General features: G+C 43.9%; 19 protein-coding genes. 10 read left to right on the forward strand and 9 right to left on the reverse strand.

The window, feature by feature from the left end; translation table 11 throughout:
- Window positions 1-12 precede the first annotated feature (12 nt).
- From lptC to mgtE, 9 genes are all read left to right on the forward strand, one after another.
- The gene (gene lptC / locus AC5FX4_RS00290) at window positions 13-567 is read left to right on the forward strand and encodes an LPS export ABC transporter periplasmic protein LptC (protein ID WP_493607745.1); all 555 of its coding nucleotides are present in this window, start codon (window positions 13-15) and stop codon (window positions 565-567) included.
- Window positions 557-1,084, forward strand: a complete 528-nt coding sequence (gene lptA, locus AC5FX4_RS00295) for a lipopolysaccharide transport periplasmic protein LptA (RefSeq protein WP_493604573.1) — start codon at window positions 557-559, stop codon at window positions 1,082-1,084. The genes lptC and lptA overlap by 11 nt, the downstream gene beginning before the upstream one ends.
- 2 nt (window positions 1,085-1,086) lie before the next feature.
- The gene (lptB, locus tag AC5FX4_RS00300; RefSeq protein ID WP_493604574.1) at window positions 1,087-1,812 is read left to right on the forward strand and encodes an LPS export ABC transporter ATP-binding protein; all 726 of its coding nucleotides are present in this window, start codon (window positions 1,087-1,089) and stop codon (window positions 1,810-1,812) included.
- 55 nt (window positions 1,813-1,867) lie between these two features.
- Complete coding sequence (locus AC5FX4_RS00305; protein WP_493604575.1) at window positions 1,868-3,373, forward strand: RNA polymerase factor sigma-54; 1,506 nt, start codon at window positions 1,868-1,870, stop codon at window positions 3,371-3,373.
- A 27-nt stretch (window positions 3,374-3,400) separates the two neighbouring features.
- Window positions 3,401-3,688 (forward strand): ribosome hibernation promoting factor, encoded by a 288-nt coding sequence (gene hpf, locus AC5FX4_RS00310; RefSeq protein WP_476292646.1) that lies wholly within the window; start codon window positions 3,401-3,403, stop codon window positions 3,686-3,688.
- Window positions 3,689-3,690: 2 nt separating this feature from the next.
- Window positions 3,691-4,143, forward strand: coding sequence for a PTS IIA-like nitrogen regulatory protein PtsN (ptsN, locus tag AC5FX4_RS00315; protein ID WP_493604576.1), 453 nt, complete (start codon window positions 3,691-3,693; stop codon window positions 4,141-4,143).
- A gap of 18 nt (window positions 4,144-4,161) precedes the next feature.
- Window positions 4,162-5,007: an RNase adapter RapZ gene (gene rapZ, locus AC5FX4_RS00320; protein WP_493604577.1), complete on the forward strand. Its 846-nt coding sequence runs from the start codon at window positions 4,162-4,164 to the stop codon at window positions 5,005-5,007.
- Window positions 5,008-5,011: 4 nt separating this feature from the next.
- Window positions 5,012-5,284, forward strand: a complete 273-nt coding sequence (locus AC5FX4_RS00325) for an HPr family phosphocarrier protein (protein WP_493604578.1) — start codon at window positions 5,012-5,014, stop codon at window positions 5,282-5,284.
- A 180-nt stretch (window positions 5,285-5,464) separates the two neighbouring features.
- Complete coding sequence (gene mgtE, locus AC5FX4_RS00330; protein WP_493604579.1) at window positions 5,465-6,823, forward strand: magnesium transporter; 1,359 nt, start codon at window positions 5,465-5,467, stop codon at window positions 6,821-6,823.
- 49 nt (window positions 6,824-6,872) lie between these two features.
- On the opposite strand, the gene pmbA is transcribed toward mgtE, so the two are convergent.
- Complete coding sequence (gene pmbA, locus AC5FX4_RS00335; RefSeq protein ID WP_493604580.1) at window positions 6,873-8,222, reverse strand: metalloprotease PmbA; 1,350 nt, start codon at window positions 8,220-8,222, stop codon at window positions 6,873-6,875.
- 132 nt (window positions 8,223-8,354) lie between these two features.
- On the opposite strand from pmbA, the gene yjgA reads away from it, so the two are divergent.
- Window positions 8,355-8,876 (forward strand): ribosome biogenesis factor YjgA, encoded by a 522-nt coding sequence (gene yjgA, locus AC5FX4_RS00340; protein ID WP_493604581.1) that lies wholly within the window; start codon window positions 8,355-8,357, stop codon window positions 8,874-8,876.
- Between the two features lie 63 nt (window positions 8,877-8,939).
- Here the strand turns inward: yjgA and tldD are convergent, their stop codons facing one another.
- Genes tldD through AC5FX4_RS00380 form a run of 8 tightly spaced genes read right to left on the reverse strand, consistent with a single transcriptional unit; the run spans window position 8,940 to window position 19,489 of the window.
- The gene (gene tldD / locus AC5FX4_RS00345; RefSeq protein ID WP_493604582.1) at window positions 8,940-10,379 is read right to left on the reverse strand and encodes a metalloprotease TldD; all 1,440 of its coding nucleotides are present in this window, start codon (window positions 10,377-10,379) and stop codon (window positions 8,940-8,942) included.
- A complete protein-coding gene (locus AC5FX4_RS00350; protein ID WP_493604583.1) occupies window positions 10,372-11,196 on the reverse strand; it encodes a carbon-nitrogen hydrolase family protein in 825 nt (274 codons plus the stop codon). The genes tldD and AC5FX4_RS00350 overlap by 8 nt, the downstream gene beginning before the upstream one ends.
- Window positions 11,197-11,229: 33 nt before the next feature.
- Window positions 11,230-15,072: a YhdP family protein gene (locus AC5FX4_RS00355; RefSeq protein WP_493604584.1), complete on the reverse strand. Its 3,843-nt coding sequence runs from the start codon at window positions 15,070-15,072 to the stop codon at window positions 11,230-11,232.
- A gap of 16 nt (window positions 15,073-15,088) precedes the next feature.
- Window positions 15,089-16,561: a ribonuclease G gene (gene rng / locus AC5FX4_RS00360; RefSeq protein ID WP_493604585.1), complete on the reverse strand. Its 1,473-nt coding sequence runs from the start codon at window positions 16,559-16,561 to the stop codon at window positions 15,089-15,091.
- On the reverse strand, window positions 16,551-17,132 hold the full coding sequence (locus AC5FX4_RS00365; protein WP_493604586.1) for a Maf family protein: 582 nt from the start codon (window positions 17,130-17,132) through the stop codon (window positions 16,551-16,553). Before AC5FX4_RS00365 ends, rng begins: the two co-directional genes overlap by 11 nt.
- A complete protein-coding gene (gene mreD / locus AC5FX4_RS00370; RefSeq protein WP_493604587.1) occupies window positions 17,132-17,611 on the reverse strand; it encodes a rod shape-determining protein MreD in 480 nt (159 codons plus the stop codon). Before mreD ends, AC5FX4_RS00365 begins: the two co-directional genes overlap by 1 nt.
- Window positions 17,604-18,446, reverse strand: coding sequence for a rod shape-determining protein MreC (gene mreC, locus AC5FX4_RS00375; RefSeq protein ID WP_493604588.1), 843 nt, complete (start codon window positions 18,444-18,446; stop codon window positions 17,604-17,606). Before mreC ends, mreD begins: the two co-directional genes overlap by 8 nt.
- The gene (locus AC5FX4_RS00380; RefSeq protein ID WP_070983148.1) at window positions 18,446-19,489 is read right to left on the reverse strand and encodes a rod shape-determining protein; all 1,044 of its coding nucleotides are present in this window, start codon (window positions 19,487-19,489) and stop codon (window positions 18,446-18,448) included. Before AC5FX4_RS00380 ends, mreC begins: the two co-directional genes overlap by 1 nt.
- Window positions 19,490-19,535 lie beyond the last annotated feature (46 nt).

Genomic DNA, 19,535 nt, shown 5'->3' on the forward strand with positions numbered 1-19,535 from the left:
GGGATGTGTATGATGAGTAATACTCGAGTACTCATATTCGCGATTTTTGTCATCGCAATGACATGGCTTTGGTATCCGTATTTAACGCAAAATGATAATCAGCTCAATAAGCAAAATGATGTTATCGCTAAGCCCGACTACATCGCGATGCAGTTACAACAAACATCGTACAATGAAACGGGCATAAAAAGTTACACGGTGACCGCTGACAAAATGGAATTGTATCAAGAGCTCGGCTTTAGTCATTTTACTAAACCCGTTTTTACGCTTTATAACGGCCCACAAAACTGGCTGATATCGGCAACAGAAGCAACGCTATACGAAAATAATACGCTCATGTTGGAAGGCAATGTTGAGGCCAAAAACCTAACAACAGGCGCAATGATTAACTTGATAAAAGCAGATAATATCCGCGTTGAAATAAAAGAACGTCTGATGCAATCGGAGCGACCTGTCGAGATCACAGGGCCTAGCTTGAAGATTAATGGCAAAGGTCTTTATGCCGATTTAAACACAGATATTATTGAACTCATTAACCATACTCGAACTATTTATTATGACCAATAAACTCATGTATTCACTCGCTGTGGTCGGCCTACTATTCGGCCAGCTTGCACTCGCTCAATCAACAAACTCTGCCGATGAGGTATCAATTAAAGCAGGCAAACAACAAGCGCAATTGAAAACCAATATTGGGATTTTCGAGCAAAATGTCGAAATCATTCACGGCAATCGAAAAATCAATGCTGATAAGCTAGAAGTACATCGAAGAGAAGAACTTGGTGACAATAAGCAGTTGCTGGTCGCAACGGGTTCTCCAGCGCGATTTTCAGAAAAACAGCCGGATGGTACAGAGCTAACGGCAAGTGCACTAGAAATTCGCTATGACGTAGCCAATCGCACCTTAGAGATCAAAGGGGATGCAAAAATAAACCAAGCAGGTCAAATTATTCGCGCACAGTCAATAATATATGATATGGAAAAACAACTCATCAGTGCAGAACGCGGTGAGCAAGACAACGCACGAGTACACACAATTTTGGTTCCCGAAAAAAATCCAAAGAAAGCTGGCAAAGGTAATTAAGCATGAGCGTATTAACTGCAACTGCATTAGCAAAAAGCTATAAAGGGCGACAGGTCGTTAAAAATGTCAGTCTAAGTGTTGAAGCTGGTAGTATTGTCGGGCTGCTTGGACCAAATGGTGCGGGAAAAACAACGAGTTTTTATATGATTGTTGGATTAGTACCCAGCGATCATGGTTCAGTATGCATTAATGACCACGACATTACCTTACTACCAATGCACAATCGTGCTCGACTAGGTATTGGTTACCTCCCTCAAGAGTCATCAATATTTAGAAAGTTAACTGTTTATCAAAATCTCATGGCCATTTTAGAAACTCGTAACTCGCTCAATAAAGAAGCACGCGAACAAATACTGAACGAGTTGTTAGATGAGTTTAATATTCAACACATTAGAGATAGTTTAGGTATGGCATTGTCGGGTGGTGAGCGCCGAAGGGTAGAAATTGCTCGCGCTTTAGCCGCAAACCCTAAATTTATCCTGTTAGATGAGCCTTTTGCTGGTGTTGATCCGATTTCGGTGTTAGATATAAAGAAAATTATCGAGCATTTAAAAAATCGTGGTATCGGTGTACTGATCACCGACCACAATGTTCGAGAAACCCTTGATGTATGTGAAAAAGCTTATATTGTGTCCCATGGTGAGCTTATCGCGTCGGGAACGCCAGAGCATGTTTTGGCGGATCAAACCGTTCGAGATGTCTACCTTGGTGAGCAATTCAGGCTATAGTTAAAACATTCTAGGTCACAATAATAATAGAGATTAGAAGGATTGTTAAAGGTACATGAGGCAATCGTTACAGCTGCGCATGGGGCAGCAACTTACCATGACACCACAACTACAGCAGGCAATACGTCTGTTGCAGTTGAGTACGCTAGATCTTCAGCAAGAAATCCAAGAAGCACTGGATAGCAATCCTCTGTTGGAAGTGGAAGAGTCTGACACGGATCTCGATACCTCCTTACAAGAAAAAAACGGTAAAGATAATAGCCACGACGATTCTCATGATGACAACCACGATAGTGAACCTGTGAGTGATTATGAGATGGACTCCGACGCCGCACTGAGTAAAGATACCGTGAGCGACGAATTGGCAATGGATGTAACTTGGGACGAATATATGAGCGCGGCCCCCGCCGCGAGCAGCGGCCCAATGCCTGAAGATGAAACGATTTACCAAGGTGAAACCACCGAAACCTTACATGAATATCTCATGTGGCAGTTGGAACTCACACCATTTAGTCCCATTGACCATGGAATTGCGGTGGCTATCGTTGAAGCCATTGATGATAACGGTACACTAACCTTAAGCACTGAAGAAATACTAGATAGTATTAACGATGGTCACTCAGGCGAACCCATCGAACTTGATGAAATTGAAGCCGTGCTTAAACGTATTCAGTTATTCGACCCAGTAGGGATTGGTGCTCGTAACCTTCAAGAGTGCTTGTGTATACAGTTAAATCAGTTTGACCCAAAAACCACGCCTTGGTTAACTGAAACAAAAATGATTTTAAACGAGCACATTGAGTTGCTTGCGAGTCGTGATTATCGAACATTGATGAAAAAGACAAAGCTTAAAGAAGCGGAATTAAAAGAAGTAATGACGCTCATTCACAGCTTAAATCCCAAACCTGCGGCCAGCATCATTCGAGAAGAATCTGAATACGTCATTCCTGATGTATCGGTGAAGAAAGTAAAAGGCCGTTGGGTGGTAGAATTAAACCCAGAATGCATGCCAAAAATTCGCGTCAATGATCACTATGCAGCCATGTCTCGTTCCGTAAAATCAAGCTCTGACAGTCAGTTTATTCGCTCGCACTTACAGGAAGCTAAGTGGTTTATTAAAAGCTTAGAGAGCAGAAATGAAACTTTAATGAAAGTTACCAATTGCATTGTGCAGCAACAACAGGCATTCTTTGAACATGGTCCTGAAGCAATGCGACCTATGGTGTTAAACGATGTTGCAGAGATGGTCGAAATGCACGAATCAACTATTTCTCGCGTAACAACACAAAAATATATGCACACACCAAGGGGCATTTTTGAGCTGAAGTATTTCTTCTCCAGCCATGTAAGTACAGAAAACGGAGGTGAGTGCTCATCTACAGCGATTCGAGCGCTTATCAAAAAGTTAATAGCTGCTGAAAATACCGCAAAGCCATTGAGCGATAGCAAAATAGCAGACATATTAGCGGAGCAAGGAATTAAGGTGGCCCGACGCACCATAGCAAAATATCGGGAGTCGTTAGCCATTCCACCGTCTAACCAGCGTAAAAGCTTGATTTAGACGTATTACCAAAGAAGGAAAATGCTTATGCAACTAAATTTAACTGGTCGTCATGTAGAAATCACTGATTCATTAAGAGACTATGTCAACAACAAGTTTGCGAAGCTAGAAAGGCACTTTGATCACATTAATAATGTGCACGTGATCTTAGATGTTGAAAAGCTGGTCCAAAAGGCCGAAGCCACCTTACACGTAAATGGTGGAGAGTTATTTGCTTCAACGGAACATCAGGATATGTATGCGGCGATCGACGGGCTTATTGATAAGCTAGATCGTCAAGTGATCAAACATAAAGAGAAGCTTACTCGACACTAATCATGAAACTAAGCTCGATTATAAACAAGGACTGCAGTAAAGCTGCGGTCCTTTTTAATAGCAAAAAACGTGTCCTTGAATACATCAGTGAACTGGCGCATGAGCAGCTGCCTCAGTTAAACCAGCATGATATTTTGAACGCATTAATGACGAGAGAAAAGCTAGGGAGTACAGGGATCGGTAAAGGTATTGCAATTCCTCATGGCAGAATGGCCGGCATTGAACAAGTAACCGCTATGCTCTTGGTCAACCAGCAAGGTATTCCTTTTGATGCGATAGACAATCGACCCGTTGATATTTTTCTCGCACTGATAGTGCCTGAAGGTGATAATCAGCAACATCTTAAGACATTGGCAGAGATTGCAGGAAAACTTAATGATAAAGAGTTTTGTAAACAGCTAAGGAATGCTAGCAATGATGATGAACTTTATGAGATTATTGCTTCAGCACACTAGGTAACTAAGAGAAGCATTATGGAATTAATCATTGTCAGTGGCCGCTCTGGTTCAGGAAAATCAGTGGCGCTACGTGTACTTGAAGATTTGGGCTATTATTGCGTCGACAATATCCCCGTGAATTTGCTGCCCTCGTTAGTCAGAAGTGTTTCTGACAACTTTGATAAAATCGCAGTCAGTATTGACGTGCGCAACCTCCCCAAAGAGCAGCAAGATTTCAACGATATTCTAGAGTACCTACCTGGCTTTGCTAACCCGATGCTGTTTTATCTAGACAGTGATGATAATACATTAATAAAACGTTTTTCAGAGACTCGTCGCTTACACCCTCTCTCGATGAACGATCTGCCGCTAGATTTAGCCATTCGTGAGGAAAAACAACTACTGGATGTGCTCACTTCGCGTGCTGATGTACTCATCGATACCACTGACCTCAGTGTTCATCAACTAGCAGAAACCATAAGAGAACGTATTTTAGGTAAAAAAGATAAACAACTTATTGTTACCTTTCAGTCGTTCGGTTTTAAACATGGTATTCCAAAAGAAGCGGATTATGTCTTTGATGCACGTTTTTTACCCAACCCGCATTGGGAACCTGAACTGAAGCCTTTAACTGGACTCGATCAACCCGTCAAAGATTACTTGGCCAACCACAGCATAGTGCAGAAATTCACCTGGCAAATTCAAACTTTCGTGCAAACGTGGCTTCCCCATTTAGAGCGTAACAATCGCAGCTATCTGACCATTGCTATTGGGTGTACCGGCGGTCAACACCGCTCCGTCTATTTAGCACAAACCATAGGTGAAAGCTTTGCTCGCACCCACCCGAATATTAAAATTCGCCACAGAGAACAAGATAAGTAGAATTATGCGTTGTGAAGATACTTTTTTAATTCAAAACAAATGCGGGTTACATGCGCGCGCAGCATCAGTGCTTGCCCAACTCGCTGACAAGTTTGATGCACAAATAACGCTTTACCAAGACGAAAAATCAGCGGATGGCAACAGCGTACTTGCACTACTTTTACTCGAAAGTAGTCAAGGCAAAGAGGTGAAAGTGGTGTGTGATGGTCCCGATGCACAAGGTGCACTGGCCGCAATCGGTGATTTAATTGCACAAAAGTTTCATGAACAAGAATGAGTTAGCAATTCAGTTACAGAGATAATTTCCCCACAGATACTTGGTAAGACATTTAAATTTACGTTAAACTCTTAGGCAAGATGTCGTGCCTAACTTTCCCGTTCATATCTTAGCTGTATCTTCAGCTTCTTCTTAATTAGGCATTTTTTATAAATAAAATAACAAAATGATAGGAAGCCTATGCCTGAAGCCCTTGAACAAGACTATACACTACAACAACTGCAGCAAGTTACGCAGGCTTTAAATAGTGGGCAATTTGTTCAAGTTAGGCGTATTTTAGCTGAAACTGCTCCATGTGATACCGCACTACTGCTTGAGTCATCCCCTCATAAAGTTCGTCGTCAACTTTGGCAACTTGTCGATCCTGATATTCAAGGTGATGTTCTAGAAGAACTGTCTGAAGATGTTCGTTTGAGCATCATCGTACAGATGGAACCCGAGTTGATCGCCGCGGCCACGGAAGACATGGACGATGATGACCTGGGTGAGGTTTTAAGAAGCTTACCCGAAACGGTGTATCAAGACGTAGTCGATGCAATGGACACACAAGACAGAGAGCGTGCCACTCAAGCGCTTTCTTATCAAGAGCGCTCTGCTGGTGCCTTGATGAATACCGACACGGTGACCATACGTCCCGATGTGTCGCTAGATGTCGTGCTGCGTTATCTACGTCTCAGGGGGGAGTTACCTGAAGGCACCGACGATTTATATGTCGTTGATAAAGACAACTGCTTTATCGGCGCACTTTCTCTCAATAGTTTGTTGACTAACTCTCCCGATAAGCTCGTACGAGATTTGATGGATACGGACAAAGAGTCTATCCCAATCACGATGGATGAAACGGAAGTCGCGCAATTATTTGAACGCCATAACTGGATCTCCGCTGCAGTCGTCGATGATAATGCGCATCTACTTGGCCGTATTACCATTGATGATATCGTTGATGTTATTCGTGAAAATGCTGAACACAGCCTCATGAGTATGGCCGGTCTTGATGACGAAGAAGATACCTTCGCACCGGTATTTAAGAGTTCGAAGCGTCGTTCTATTTGGCTAGGTATAAACTTACTTACAGCGTTGTTGGCAGCTTTCGTTGCCAGCTTCTTTGAAAGCACACTCGATATTTTACCTTTCTTAGCGGTACTCAACGGCATTGTTCCCAGCATGGGGGGTGTCGCAGGTAGTCAAACCTTGACCTTGGTTATTCGTGGTATTGCACTAGGCCATATCAATCAAACTAACCAAAACTTTATATTGGGTAAAGAGCTGGCCATCGGTGCGCTCAACGGTATTTTATGGTCCATATTGATTGCAGGTGTTGTCGCATTATGGCAATGGGATTTTGTCTTGGGCGCCGTCATTGCCTTTGCCATGTTTATGAACTTACTTGCTGCAGGTATCGCTGGTGCCAGTATCCCGATTGTACTCAAACGCATGAATATTGACCCTGCTTTGGCGGGCAGCGTAGTGCTGACCACCGTCACGGATATTGTCGGTATATTCGCTTTCCTTGGCACCGCCACTTGGTTCTTGATCTAACAGTCATTAAAAAAGGGCCTTGAGGCCCTTTTTTCTCATACATCAAAAATTATGCGCCTGCAACTTGCATCGACTCAATCAATACCGAGCCCGTTTGCACAGCACCTCGGCGCTCAATATCGCCACCTAATGCTTGAATACCCTTGAACATGTTTTGCAAATTGCCCGCTATCGTAATTTCACTTACCGGATATTGTATTTGCCCGTTTTCAACCCAGAAACCTGCTGCACCGCGAGAGTAATCACCAGTCACAGTGCTGACACCTTGACCCATCAGCTCAGTAACCAACAAGCCGGTTCCCATTTCTTTTAATAGCGCGTTTAGATCGTCATGTGTTTGCTGCACTAACCAGTTATGGATACCACCAGCATGACCCGTGGCCGTCATTCCCAAACGACGCGCTGCGTAACTGGCAAGTAAATAAGTTTGTAATTCACCAGCGTGGATAATATCTCTGTCTAGGGTTTTTACCCCTTCGCTATCAAACGGGCTCGATGCAAGCCCTTTTGGCAGGTGAGGACGCTCCAAAATATTCACGCAAGGATTAAACACTTGCTTACCCAGTTGGTCGAGCAAAAAACTCGATTTGCGGTATAAGGCACCACCGCCAATCGCGGAAACCAAGTGTCCAAACAAACTATTCGCGATATCAGCACGAAATATAACGGGTGTTTGCATCGTTTTGAGCTTGCGGGGATTCAGCTTATCTAAGGTGGCTTGCGCCGCTTCTAAACCAATCTCTTTCGCCGATTTAAGGCCCTGCTTTTCTCTCGAAATCGAGTAAGCAGAATCCCGTTGCATTTGTTCGCCTTCTTTACCAATCACCATGGTACTCAAGGTATGACGAGTGCGAGGAAAGCCCGCTAAAAATCCATGACTATTACCATAAACCCTTAAACCTTGATGGCTGGCAAAACTTGCTCCATCCGAGTTTACAATGCGCTCATCTGCATTGAGTGCTGCTTTTTCAGCTTCCAAGCACAGTTCAATGCCCTGCTCAGGTGTTACTTCCCATGGATGATACAAATCTAAATCAGGCGGGTTCATCTCCATTAGCGCTCTATCAGCAACGCCATTACACGGATCATCTGAGGTGAACTTTGCAATATCTATCGCTTTCTCTACCACGCTTTTTAAAGCCTGTGGACTTAAATCAGCGGTTGATGCATTACCTTTATGGTTGCCAACATAAACACTGATACCTAGGCCACCATCTTGATTGAACTCAATCGTATCCACCTCCCCCATACGCGTGCTCACCGATAACCCCGATGTGCTCGACATCGCTGCCTCAGCAGAAGTAGCCCCCAACTTTTTCGCGAGGCTCAACACTTCGGAAACGGCTTCTTTCACTTCATCTATTTGCTTATAAATAGGGTCATATTGAGATCCCTGCATACTGATCATCTCTCAAAAATGGTTATTCTCTTTTAATGCTAACACACATCGAAACTATCGCCCCATTCAAGCGAAGCATTTGTGTAGGAAAATTGATATACTTACGACAAATTGGTTAAACCTGTACAAATCATGGCTAAGCAAAACAAACCTGACATTGAAGAAGAGATCATCTACGTATCAAAAAGCGAGCTAAAACGCGACGCGCAACAGTACCAGCAACTGGCTCAAGACCTTGCTGGCATGGCAAAAAAGCAGCGTGATAAACTCCCGCTCAGTGATGACTTGCTTGAAGCTATGGTTGTAGCGGATAAGATCCGTCAAAAAAGCGAAGCGTATCGACGCCATATCAACTACATTACCAAGACCTTGCGCCTAACCGATAATGTGGCTGAAATTGAAGCGGCAATTGATTTAATGCTGAATAAGAACAATCAAGCGGACGTCATGCTCAATAAAATTGAGTTAGTCAGAAATGAGTTGATCACCCAAGGTGATAGCAAAATTAACGAACTAATCGATGAGTACCCATCTTTAGAGCGCCAGAAAATGCGCCAATTAGTTCGTCAGGCGGCAAAGGAAGCAAAAGACGAAAAGCCTGCCAAGGGCTATAAAGAACTGTTTCAATACTTAAAAACAGTCATGATGCCTTAACTTATCATAGAAAATAAAAAAACCAGCCCGAGCTGGTTTTTTTATCTGTGCACGACTTATAAACTAAGCCGTACCACCCACGGTGATCTCATCAATTTTGAGGCTAGGTTGACCGACACCAACAGGCACACTCTGACCATCTTTGCCACATACGCCAACGCCCCTATCAAGCTCTAAATCATTGCCTACCATTGATATTTTGTTCATCACATCTGGGCCATTACCAATCAAAGTAGCGCCCTTGATAGGCGTTGTAATTTTACCATTTTCAATCAAGTAAGCTTCAGAAGCAGAAAATACAAACTTTCCTGAGGTAATATCAACCTGACCACCGCCAAAGTTTGGTGCAAAAATACCTTTTTTAACGCTGCTAATAATGTCCGCTTGCGTATCTTGTCCCGGCAACATATAGGTATTGGTCATACGCGGCATGGGTAAATGTGCATAAGACTCTCTGCGTCCGTTTCCTGTTGGTGCAACGCCCATCAAACGAGCATTGAGCTTATCTTGCATATAGCCTTTTAAAATACCATTTTCAATGAGTACGTTATAAGCAGCGGGCGTGCCTTCATCGTCAACATTCAACGAACCTCTGCGATTGGCAAGCGTGCCATCGTCAACTACGGTACATAAACTTGAGGCAACCTGCTCACCCATTTTACCGCTAAACGCCGATGCGCCTTTGCGATTGAAATCCCCCTCTAGACCATGACCAACAGCCTCATGTAGTAACACACCGGGCCATCCAGCACCTAATACAACTGGCATCGTGCCCGCTGGGGCGTCCACAGCCTCAAGATTAACTTTTGCTTGGCGTACAGCTTCTTGTGCATAAGCAAGCCAACGAGGTTTACCATCCACCAACTCTTTAAAATAACCATAATCTAAACGCGCTCCGCCGCCAGCACTACCACGTTCTCGGCGACCATTTTTTTCAAGCAATACAGAGCAATTTAAACGAATAAGTGGACGAATATCGGTGGCGAATGTGCCATCGCTTGCCGCTATCAACACTTCTTCATAAACAGCGGAGATTGAACTGACAACCTGCTGCGCATCAGGAGCCAACTCACGAATGGCATTTTCTACCTCGTGTAGCAATGCCACTTTATCGGTATCCGTCATACTTTGGATCGGTTGCGCGGGCTCGAATTGCCGTGACGCACTCACTTGCGAAAACACTTGTACTTTTTTATCTTCACCCGCTTGCGCAATACTACGTGCCGCCATCGCCGCTTTATTCAATGCTTCAATATTGATGGCGTCAGAGTAGGAAAACCCAGTTTTCTCACCAGCAACTGCACGGACGCCAACCCCTCGCTCAATATTATAACTGCCCTCTTTCACTGAGCCGTCTTCTAGCACCCAAGTTTCATGATGGCTCGACTGAAAATACAGATCGGCATAATCCACCTTATGTTGATGAATATAACTGAGCGTTTGTTCGAGCTGTTCTCTCGTAAGCTGGCTGTTGGTTAATAAATTCTGTTCAACACTATTCATAAAACTCGCTCTTAAATCGGTTGTGTGCCTGTATCGGCATATCTGCGCGGATCTGCTCTAACTGAGCAAGATCGATATAGGTACTGATCATGCCCAAATTGGTATGTGCATCGGCCATTATATTTCCCCATGGAGATAATATTAGGCTATGTCCGTAGGTTTTGCGGCCATTTTCATGTTCACCACATTGTGCTGCGGCCACCACATAGCACTGATTTTCAATTGCTCTCGCTTGTAGCAACGGTTGCCAATGCGCCGCTCCAGTTACCGTAGTAAATGCACTGGGTACTAATATTAATTGTGCACCTAATTGGCGCATTTGCTGGTAAAGCCCAGCAAATCGCACATCATAACACACGCTTAAGCCGATTTTGCCAAATGGACTATCGACCACCACGATGTCATCCCCCGCAATGGTAAAACGGGACTCTTGGTAACCACCACTGCCATCGGCAACGTCAGCATCAAACAAATGAATTTTGTTATAACGCGCGACCACTTCGCCTTCATCATTAAATAAGTAACTTGCCGCATAGTAACGCCCATTATCTCCTTGGACGGCCATTGTACCCGCAGCTAACCAAACTTTATGCGCTTTGCATAACGTGGCCAATCGCTCCACCCAAGTTTGATACTGTTGAGCAAACGCCAAGGACTGCTCACCATTTTGCATAAACGCCAACCAGGTTTCGGGCAAACAGACTAATGTGGGAGCATCAACTTCAGTTTCGCGTAAGCAATTTTCTAATACTGAAAAATTAGCCTCAGGGTCCATCGTAGAGCACATTTGCACGGCAACAATACGGGGGGAAGACATATTTTAGACTCCAAAAATAATTGCTTATGAGAGCTAACCTGTTACAGGCACCACGTCAGGTTTCGGCTCAGGGGGTTTGACAGGCTCTGGTTCTGGCGGCTGATTTTGTGCTGCTTGTGGGATCTCAACTTCGCGGCTTTTACGATCAATTTCCTGCACAACAGGCTCGCTCATTGTGCCTGTTACTTTAAATTTGATTTCCGAGATAACACGGGCCGAATGGATCACTTTATCAAGTGCCAACGCAGCAAGCCCAGATACAGGGTTTACCATCCAAGCAACTATCACAGGAAGGCTTGAGGTAACCTGTGGCGCGACTGATAAGTCATAGTTAATCTCTTGTGTGTTGAGATTGGCGTAGCCTTGAATACTCAAATCGGCGGGCACACCATCCAACTTGGTGTCTTTGGTGTAGGCTATCCCTTTGTCCAACTGTACACTGCCTTTCATTTGGTTGTAGAAAAATCCCTTGGAAAAAACATCTCTAAAATCTAACTTCAGCTTTCTGATCAACGAGTCTAAACTCAACAATGAGAATACCCGAGCACCTTGGTCGCTGATCTCCGCTAGGTGACCTTCGCCTAACTCCCAGTTTATTTCCCCTTGAAGGCTCTGAGTATCAAACTCATAAGGCGCCCCCTGCCATTCCAACTGGTAGGCAACATTGGCTTTTGAATCTTTAATGGTTGAAGTTAAATCAAATTCATCAAATAACTCACCAATGTCCTTACTGTTCATGATCCCATCAAAGTAGCTTTTGCCACTTTGCCAACGACCTTTACCGCGTAATACGTGTTCATTTTTATCGACCACTAACTCTGGGATCTGCAGTTGTGTGCCATCACCAAATAGCGACATGGTCACTTTATCTAGTTGATAACTTTTTACTTTGCAATCACTACAATTGAACTCAATGGCAGGAACACGTGTGAGCCAAGTGAGATCATCTTCCCGTTTATCTACCTCAGTGTCGGCCTCAATCAAGTTTATGCGTAAATAGTCACTGTCTATTTGTATCGGCCGACTAGAGCCCGATGGTGGCAGCAATGCTGAAACCCGAGCCTCTTTTGCATTGATACGCGCCGTCATGCCATCAGGACTTGCAAATAAGCGCATCTCAACATCATTAAAAGGCGTATTGGCAATACGAACTTGCGTAAACTGGCCACGAATAAGCTCCAGAGGAGGCAAAATTGCAGATTCTGGATCCTGCGCTTTAGGTAAGTTAATGAGTCGGTCAATAAAGTCTAACCAAGGGTCCAATATTACATCATCTTGAACTATGTTTACTTGAAGCCCTTTACCCGCAAGGCTTTGATTTGATGAACCTATGCTCAATTGAGCTTGGTTTATTTGTCCTGAGTCATTGTCTAAAATACCGCTAAAAAATAGTTTGTCTGCGATATTTGCGGTGATCAAATTTGAAATGTCATCCCCTTGAACTTCACCACTGAGTGACCAACTTTGCTCAGAAGACTTTTGATAGGGCACTGAGAAATGGCTGTTTACGCCTTGTAAATTGGAGTTGAATTTAGCGATATAGTTGAAACCCTGCTCAGTAAAATCTAACTTAACGTGGGTATTTAACTCGCTATTGCCGTCTAAGTAACCATCTAATAAGCCGTCTACATATGGAAGCAATTTATCAGCTTGTGCCTGTAAGCTGGTTTTTATATCCACTGCATAACGCGTTTTGTCTCCATCACCCAGTACATCAATGAGCAAAGGCATATCTAGCCAGTTAGCCTCTGCTTGCTTTAACTCTATACGATCATCAACGAATCGAACAACACCATTAACCTGTGAAAGCCGCAACCCCGGCTGGGCTAGAAATACATCCGCGTTATTCAGATCGACAAGCCCTTCGGCACGCACTCCTAACGTATGTAAATCTATGTCTAGTTTAACGCTACCAGTCACATCGCCCGAAGCTTGTACCACATCTAACACATTCACGAGGGGGTCTTTTAATGGCGTGTGTTGGAAAAAGTCTTTCAGCGACTGCGCTTGTGTCGTGTGCTTTATATCAACATATAAATTATCGGCGTGATTTAAATTGGGCAAAATAACAACAACCGGCTCGTTGAGTTTTTGGTTAATGAGCGAACCCGACTTCGCGTATATATCCATTCGCTCATTTACAAAGTGCAACATGGCATCTGCTTGCGTAATCGTCGGCCAATCCGGTGCAAATAAAAACTCTGCATCAACGATATCTGACTGGACCTCAAAACGTCCACCACCTTGCTCAAACGGGAAATTGGCCAATGGCCCAGACAGCAATACGCGACTACTGAGGTGTTTTCCTGCAACTAAGCCGCGGTTTAAATAATCAATCAGTGTTTTAGACATGACTGTTTGCGGAAAGTAGTCTCCCGCAGTTGTGGCATTGCCCCCCATTACTTCAGCGTACAAATCAAGTTCTGGCTGTTCACTCAAGCGCAGTGCCATTTCTGCGGCCACCGTTAAATCACGATTGTTAAACCAGATACTGTCACTGCTTAACTGCCATTCATTTGCTTGTTGATAAATCTGTATTTCTGCATTGAGTTGTTCATAAGCCAGAGGCTTACGAAACGCTGAGCCAACGTCTAACTTCGCATTTTCACTGAATAAGCTGACAACACCCGCATTATTTTGCCAGTTGAGTTCAACACGACCCTGCTCTATTCCAGGAATTCCATCAAAGTTTGCCCATTTGAGCGCTTGAATATTCAACCATATTTGTGGGTCACTCTGAGCCGGTAAGGTAATTTTACCTTGAACTGAGCCTGAGATGTCTATCGCATCAAGATTGTTCGCCCAGTCGGCACGGGCAAGCACAGCAAACTGTTGTAGTAGGGCTAAGCTGATATCTTCAAACCAAATCTGCTTCTCAAACTCTGAAAATTTGGCTTGTAATTTGACCGGATAAAATGGTTTACCGTCAGCAGAGAACTTAAACTCCGAACTGTTTAACAACCATTGTTCATGTTCAGGTACTAATTTTACTTGTCCTTGCTCAAATGCTAACACATGGACAGTATCCAACGCCTGCCATTGCATCTTGCTTGGCAGTGTATTTAGAGTAACTTGTTCAACTTTACCTTGGTTTAGAGAAAGCCAAAGCTCACCGTTAAGCTCCGTCGATATGTGTTTTTCCTGTGTTGCCAGATACTCTGTTAACCACTCGGCAATATCCACATTTTCAGCCTGCAAGTAAACTTGCCCGGCCAACTCTCGTAATGTTTCTCCACGCAAATTTAAACGTGCTGAAAAGTGCCCTTGCTGAAGCCCTGGAATAGCTACTTCACCTTCACCTTTGTGGCTATTGAAGTCGTTCTGCCAAGTGAGATCATTGAGTAAAAGCGTATGCTGCAATCCGCTTTTCATTTTTAAATTAAGTTGACTTGAGCGAATTGAAAAATGCCCTGTTTCACCTAAAAACAAGCTTTCAATGAGTGCTTGTTGCTCGAAGTTGGAATCGTTTGAATTATTGGCTTCGGCCAATTTGGAGACATCAACCTGCGCGGAAAAGCCATCCAATACAAAGTAATTTGAACGTAACTGCCAATTCTTTAGCGATTCTAGTAGGTTAAGTTGTAGGCTCGTTTTGGCGATAGACAAAGCAATTGGCGCACTTTGATTATCCACAAAGGTTAAGCTTTCCAGTACCAGAGCTGGGCCATTCCCTTCCCAACTGGCACTGATAGAGCCAATGCTCACACTCACATCAAACTGCTCATGAATTAAGCGTTCAATTTCCACCCGGTGATCATTGGCATAAGGTAAGCTGTATTTAACTACGGATACTAGAACAGCAAGCGTGACAAGTGTGATAGCAAAAATTTGCCACACTTTGCGGATACAAAAAAAACAAATGGTCTTGGCTTGCATTAGATGCTACGTCACCTTACATCATTACGACGTCAAACTGTTCTTGGCTGTATAAGCTCTCTGTTTGAATACTGACCTGTTTTCCGATAAAGAGTTCCAATTCTGCCAGATTATGATACTCATCGTTGATCAATGCTTCACTTACAGCAGGCGAAGCATACACCATAAACTTGTCAGCATCATAGGCCCTATTAACACGTACTATTTCTCTTAAAATTTCGTAGCACACGGTTTCAACTGTTTTCAATGAACCTCGTCCTGAGCACGAAGGACAAACGTCACACAGAATGTGCTCTAGACTCTCACGAGTCCGCTTACGAGTCATTTCGACCAACCCTAAGGCGGATAGACCATTGATATTCGCTTTTGCTCTATCTTTAGCTAAGGCAGTCTCAAGTGAATGCAGCACTCGACGCTTATGCTCGTCTGAAACCATATCAATAAAGTCAATAATGATGATACCACCCAAATTACGCAATCGAAGCTGACGCGCAATGGCAGAGGTTGCTTCAACATTGGTGTTAAAAATGGTTTCTTCTAAATTACGATGACCCACAAACGCACCGGTGTTTACATCAACGGTGGTCATGGCTTCCGTTTGATCTATGATGAGGTAACCGCCCGACTTAAGTTCAACTTTGCGATGTAGCGCCTTTTGGATCTCACTCTCAACGTCGAATAAATCAAAAATAGGGCGCTCGCCGGGGTAATATTCCAAGGCTTTCGCAAGTAATGGCACAAATTCTTCAGTAAATACTTTCAGCTCTTGGTAAGTCAGTTTAGAGTCAACACGGATGCGCTCCATATCTTCACCAACGTAATCCCGAAGAGTACGGAACGCCAATTTTAAATCTTCATGCAAAATTGCGGCTTTACTGGTTTTTTTGCGTCGGCTAACGATTTTGCTCCATAGCTTCTTTAAAAACTCTGCATCATGCTTCAACTCCGCTTCAGCGGCACCTTCAGCAGCCGTTCTAACAATGAAACCACCATTCTCATCATTGTATTGCGACACAATATTCTTTAAACGAGTACGCTCTTCTTCTGTTTCAATACGCTGGCTGACACCAACATGCGTTGCATCCGGCATAAATACCAAGTAGCGCGATGGAATGGTAATGTCAGTCGTTAAGCGAGCACCTTTGGTGCCAAGCGGATCTTTCACCACTTGAACCATAATGAACTGACCTTGCTTTACTAGCTCACGGATATCTTGCACTTTTTTTACGGGTTGCTCATCAACGCCTTCTTCAAACGAAGCGCTGTTGACGATATCAGAAGCATGTAAAAACGCGGCTTTATCCAAGCCAATATCGACAAATGCAGCCTGCATACCAGGCAGTACACGACTCACTTTACCTAAGTAGATGTTGCCCACAATACCCAGGTTGCCGATCCGCTCTACTTGTACTTCCTGTAATACACCATTTTCAATTAGCGCAACACGGCTTTCACTCGGTGTAACATTGATCAGAAGCTCACTGCTCATAAAACCCTTCGGTAAATTCTTTAATTAGTTCATTTGTTTCATACAAGGGTAAACCCATTACGGCAAAGTAGCTACCTGATATGTGAGTAACAAACTTCCCTCCAAGGCCTTGAATGCCGTAGCCACCCGCTTTGTCTGCCGGTTCACCGCTTTGCCAATATTCGCTGATCTCTTGGTCACTTAAGTGCTTAAAAGTGACATCTGTCGTGACCACTTTACTGAGTATGCGCTCAGGCATTGCCAAAGCGATTGCGGTGTGCACTTGATGAGTTCGGCCAGATAGTCGCTTCATTGTTTGACGAAAATCATCTTCATCTTTTGGTTTTCCAAGCGCCATACCATCGATAACAACAACGGTGTCGCTACCGAGCACGGGGCTGTCAACATAGCCACGTTTAACAGCTGTTTGGGCTTTCAAACATGCTAAGCGCTCTACGTAAATCAGCGCAGGCTCGTTATCAAACTGTGTTTCATCCGCATCGACAGAAAACTGGCTGAAATCATAGCCTAATTGACTCAGTAGCTGCTGTCGCCTCGGTGACGCAGACGCTAAATATAATTTCACTCGCATTAACGGATCCTAAACTGTCGACGGTATTTTCTTAATAGCAAAAAGATCCATGGCCAACAAAGCATACCCGTTAAAGCAGGCCATAAATAATGAAGACTAAAATACACATCCAGTAAAAAATGGTTTAACCAAAATATCAACAGATGATAAAGCGTTAAAAATAGGCCTACTAAGACCGCTTGCTGCCAAATCGAGAAGTTTCTGATCTTCTGAAAGTTACTTACTGTGATGTAGATACAAATCGAATAAGTAAGCGAGTTGACGCCAAGTGGTGCACCGATAGCCAAGTCCATAAGTAAACCTGCGACCCAGGCCCAGCCAATATTGACTCGATGTGGCACGGCAAGAGACCAGTACATTAACACCAGTAATACCCAATCGGGTCTAAAAGGCTCGGCTGAAATAGGCAATGGCATCAATGCCATCACTAAAGCGAGAAACACACTGAAAGCAATCAGAAAATAATATCGCTTAATCATCGCTCAAGCTCTCTTGTGAAGTTCGCCCTAAAATGAGTAACAAACGAATACGATCGAGTTGTGCAATTGGCTCGGCAAACACTTGAGCAAAAGGTAATCCTTCATCGCGCTTAAGCTCTGTTACCACAGCCACCGGATAACCTTCTGGAAATGTGCCACCTAACCCTGAAGTCACTAATACGTCACCAATGCGCACATCTAAGCTATGAGGGACATGGGAAAGCTTCAGCTTATTGATCTTACCGATCCCTTCGACCACCGTACGCACATCATTGCGCAGTATACGCACGGGTGTTGCGTGAGTGATATCTGTCATCAGTAGTACGCGAGATGTGGTTGTGCCAACTTGCGTAAGCTGGCCCACTAGGCCCATTTCATCTATGACAGGCTGACTTTCCGTCACGCCATCAATCGTTCCTCTATTAACTACTACCTGATGACTGTATGGATTAGAGTGAACAGACAGTACCTGCGCTATCAAACGGGTATTTTTCTCTCGAGCCGAAGCCCCTAGTAAAGCTCTTAGTTTTTGGTTTTCTCGCTCAAGAAGTTTTAGCTGTTGCAGTTGCTCGCTTTGGAGTAACTGTTTTCGTTTGAGGGCGTTATTTTCTTCGCTTAATTGCTCACGTGTTTGCAAGCTTTTAGCGCCGCTATTAAATGCTTCATAAGGCATACTCGCCAAATACAACAAAGGACTAACCAAGGTATGAAGGCTAGTCCTGATCATAGTACCGCCTTGGGTAAAGCGGTCACCGACAATAAGTATGATACTCAGCATTACTGCGACGGTCAGTCGCAGTTGTAGCGATACCGTACGGCCAAATAGTAGATTCATTAGTCGTAGCTAAATACATCGCCGCCGTGCATATCTATCATCTCAAGCGCCTTACCACCGCCACGCGCAACACAGGTCAATGGGTCGTCAGCAACAACTACCGGAATACCGGTTTCTTCCATCAGCAAGCGATCAAGATCTTTCAGTAACGCACCACCGCCCGTTAATACCATACCATGTGCGGAGATATCCGAAGCAAGTTCTGGTGGAGATTGCTCTAATGCAACCATAACGGCGCTCACAATCCCCATTAACGGCTCTTGTAATGCTTCTAAAATCTCATGAGAGTTCAAGGTGAAAGAACGAGGAACACCTTCCGCTAGGTTACGACCACGTACTTCAATCGAGACAGGCTCATCACTCTTAAATGCAGAACCAATTTCATGCTTGATATGCTCTGCAGTCGCTTCACCAATCAAGCTGCCAAAGTTACGACGTACATAGTTAATAATGGCTTCATCAAACTTGTCACCACCAATACGTACAGAAGATGAATAAACAACGCCGTTCAGTGAAATAATAGCGACTTCAGTGGTACCACCACCGATGTCAACCACCATCGAACCCGTTGCTTCAGAAACTGGTAAACCCGCACCAATTGCCGCAGCCATAGGCTCTTCAATTAGATACACTTCTCTTGCACCTGCACCCATTGCAGACTCTCGTATCGCACGTTTTTCTACCTGAGTGGCACCACAAGGCACACAGATCAAAACTCGCGGACTTGGACGCATGAAGTTATTATTGTGCACTTGTTTGATAAAGTGCTGAAGCATCTTTTCAGTCACATAGAAATCGGCAATCACACCATCTTTCATTGGACGAATAGCTTTGATATTACCTGGTGTACGACCCAACATCTGCTTTGCCGCAGTACCTACAGATGCAACACTTTTTGGACCACCAGCGCGTTCTTGTCTGATAGCAACAACAGAAGGCTCATTCAAAACAATGCCTTCTTCTTTTACGTAAATAAGCGTGTTGGCTGTACCTAAGTCGATTGACAGGTCGTTTGAAAATAATCCGCGTAATTTTTTAAACATGAGGCTGGGTAACCTTAAAGAAATACTTTATATCAAGCGGTAAATA

It is taken from the genome of Pseudoalteromonas sp. ATL1 (genome assembly GCF_058933015.1).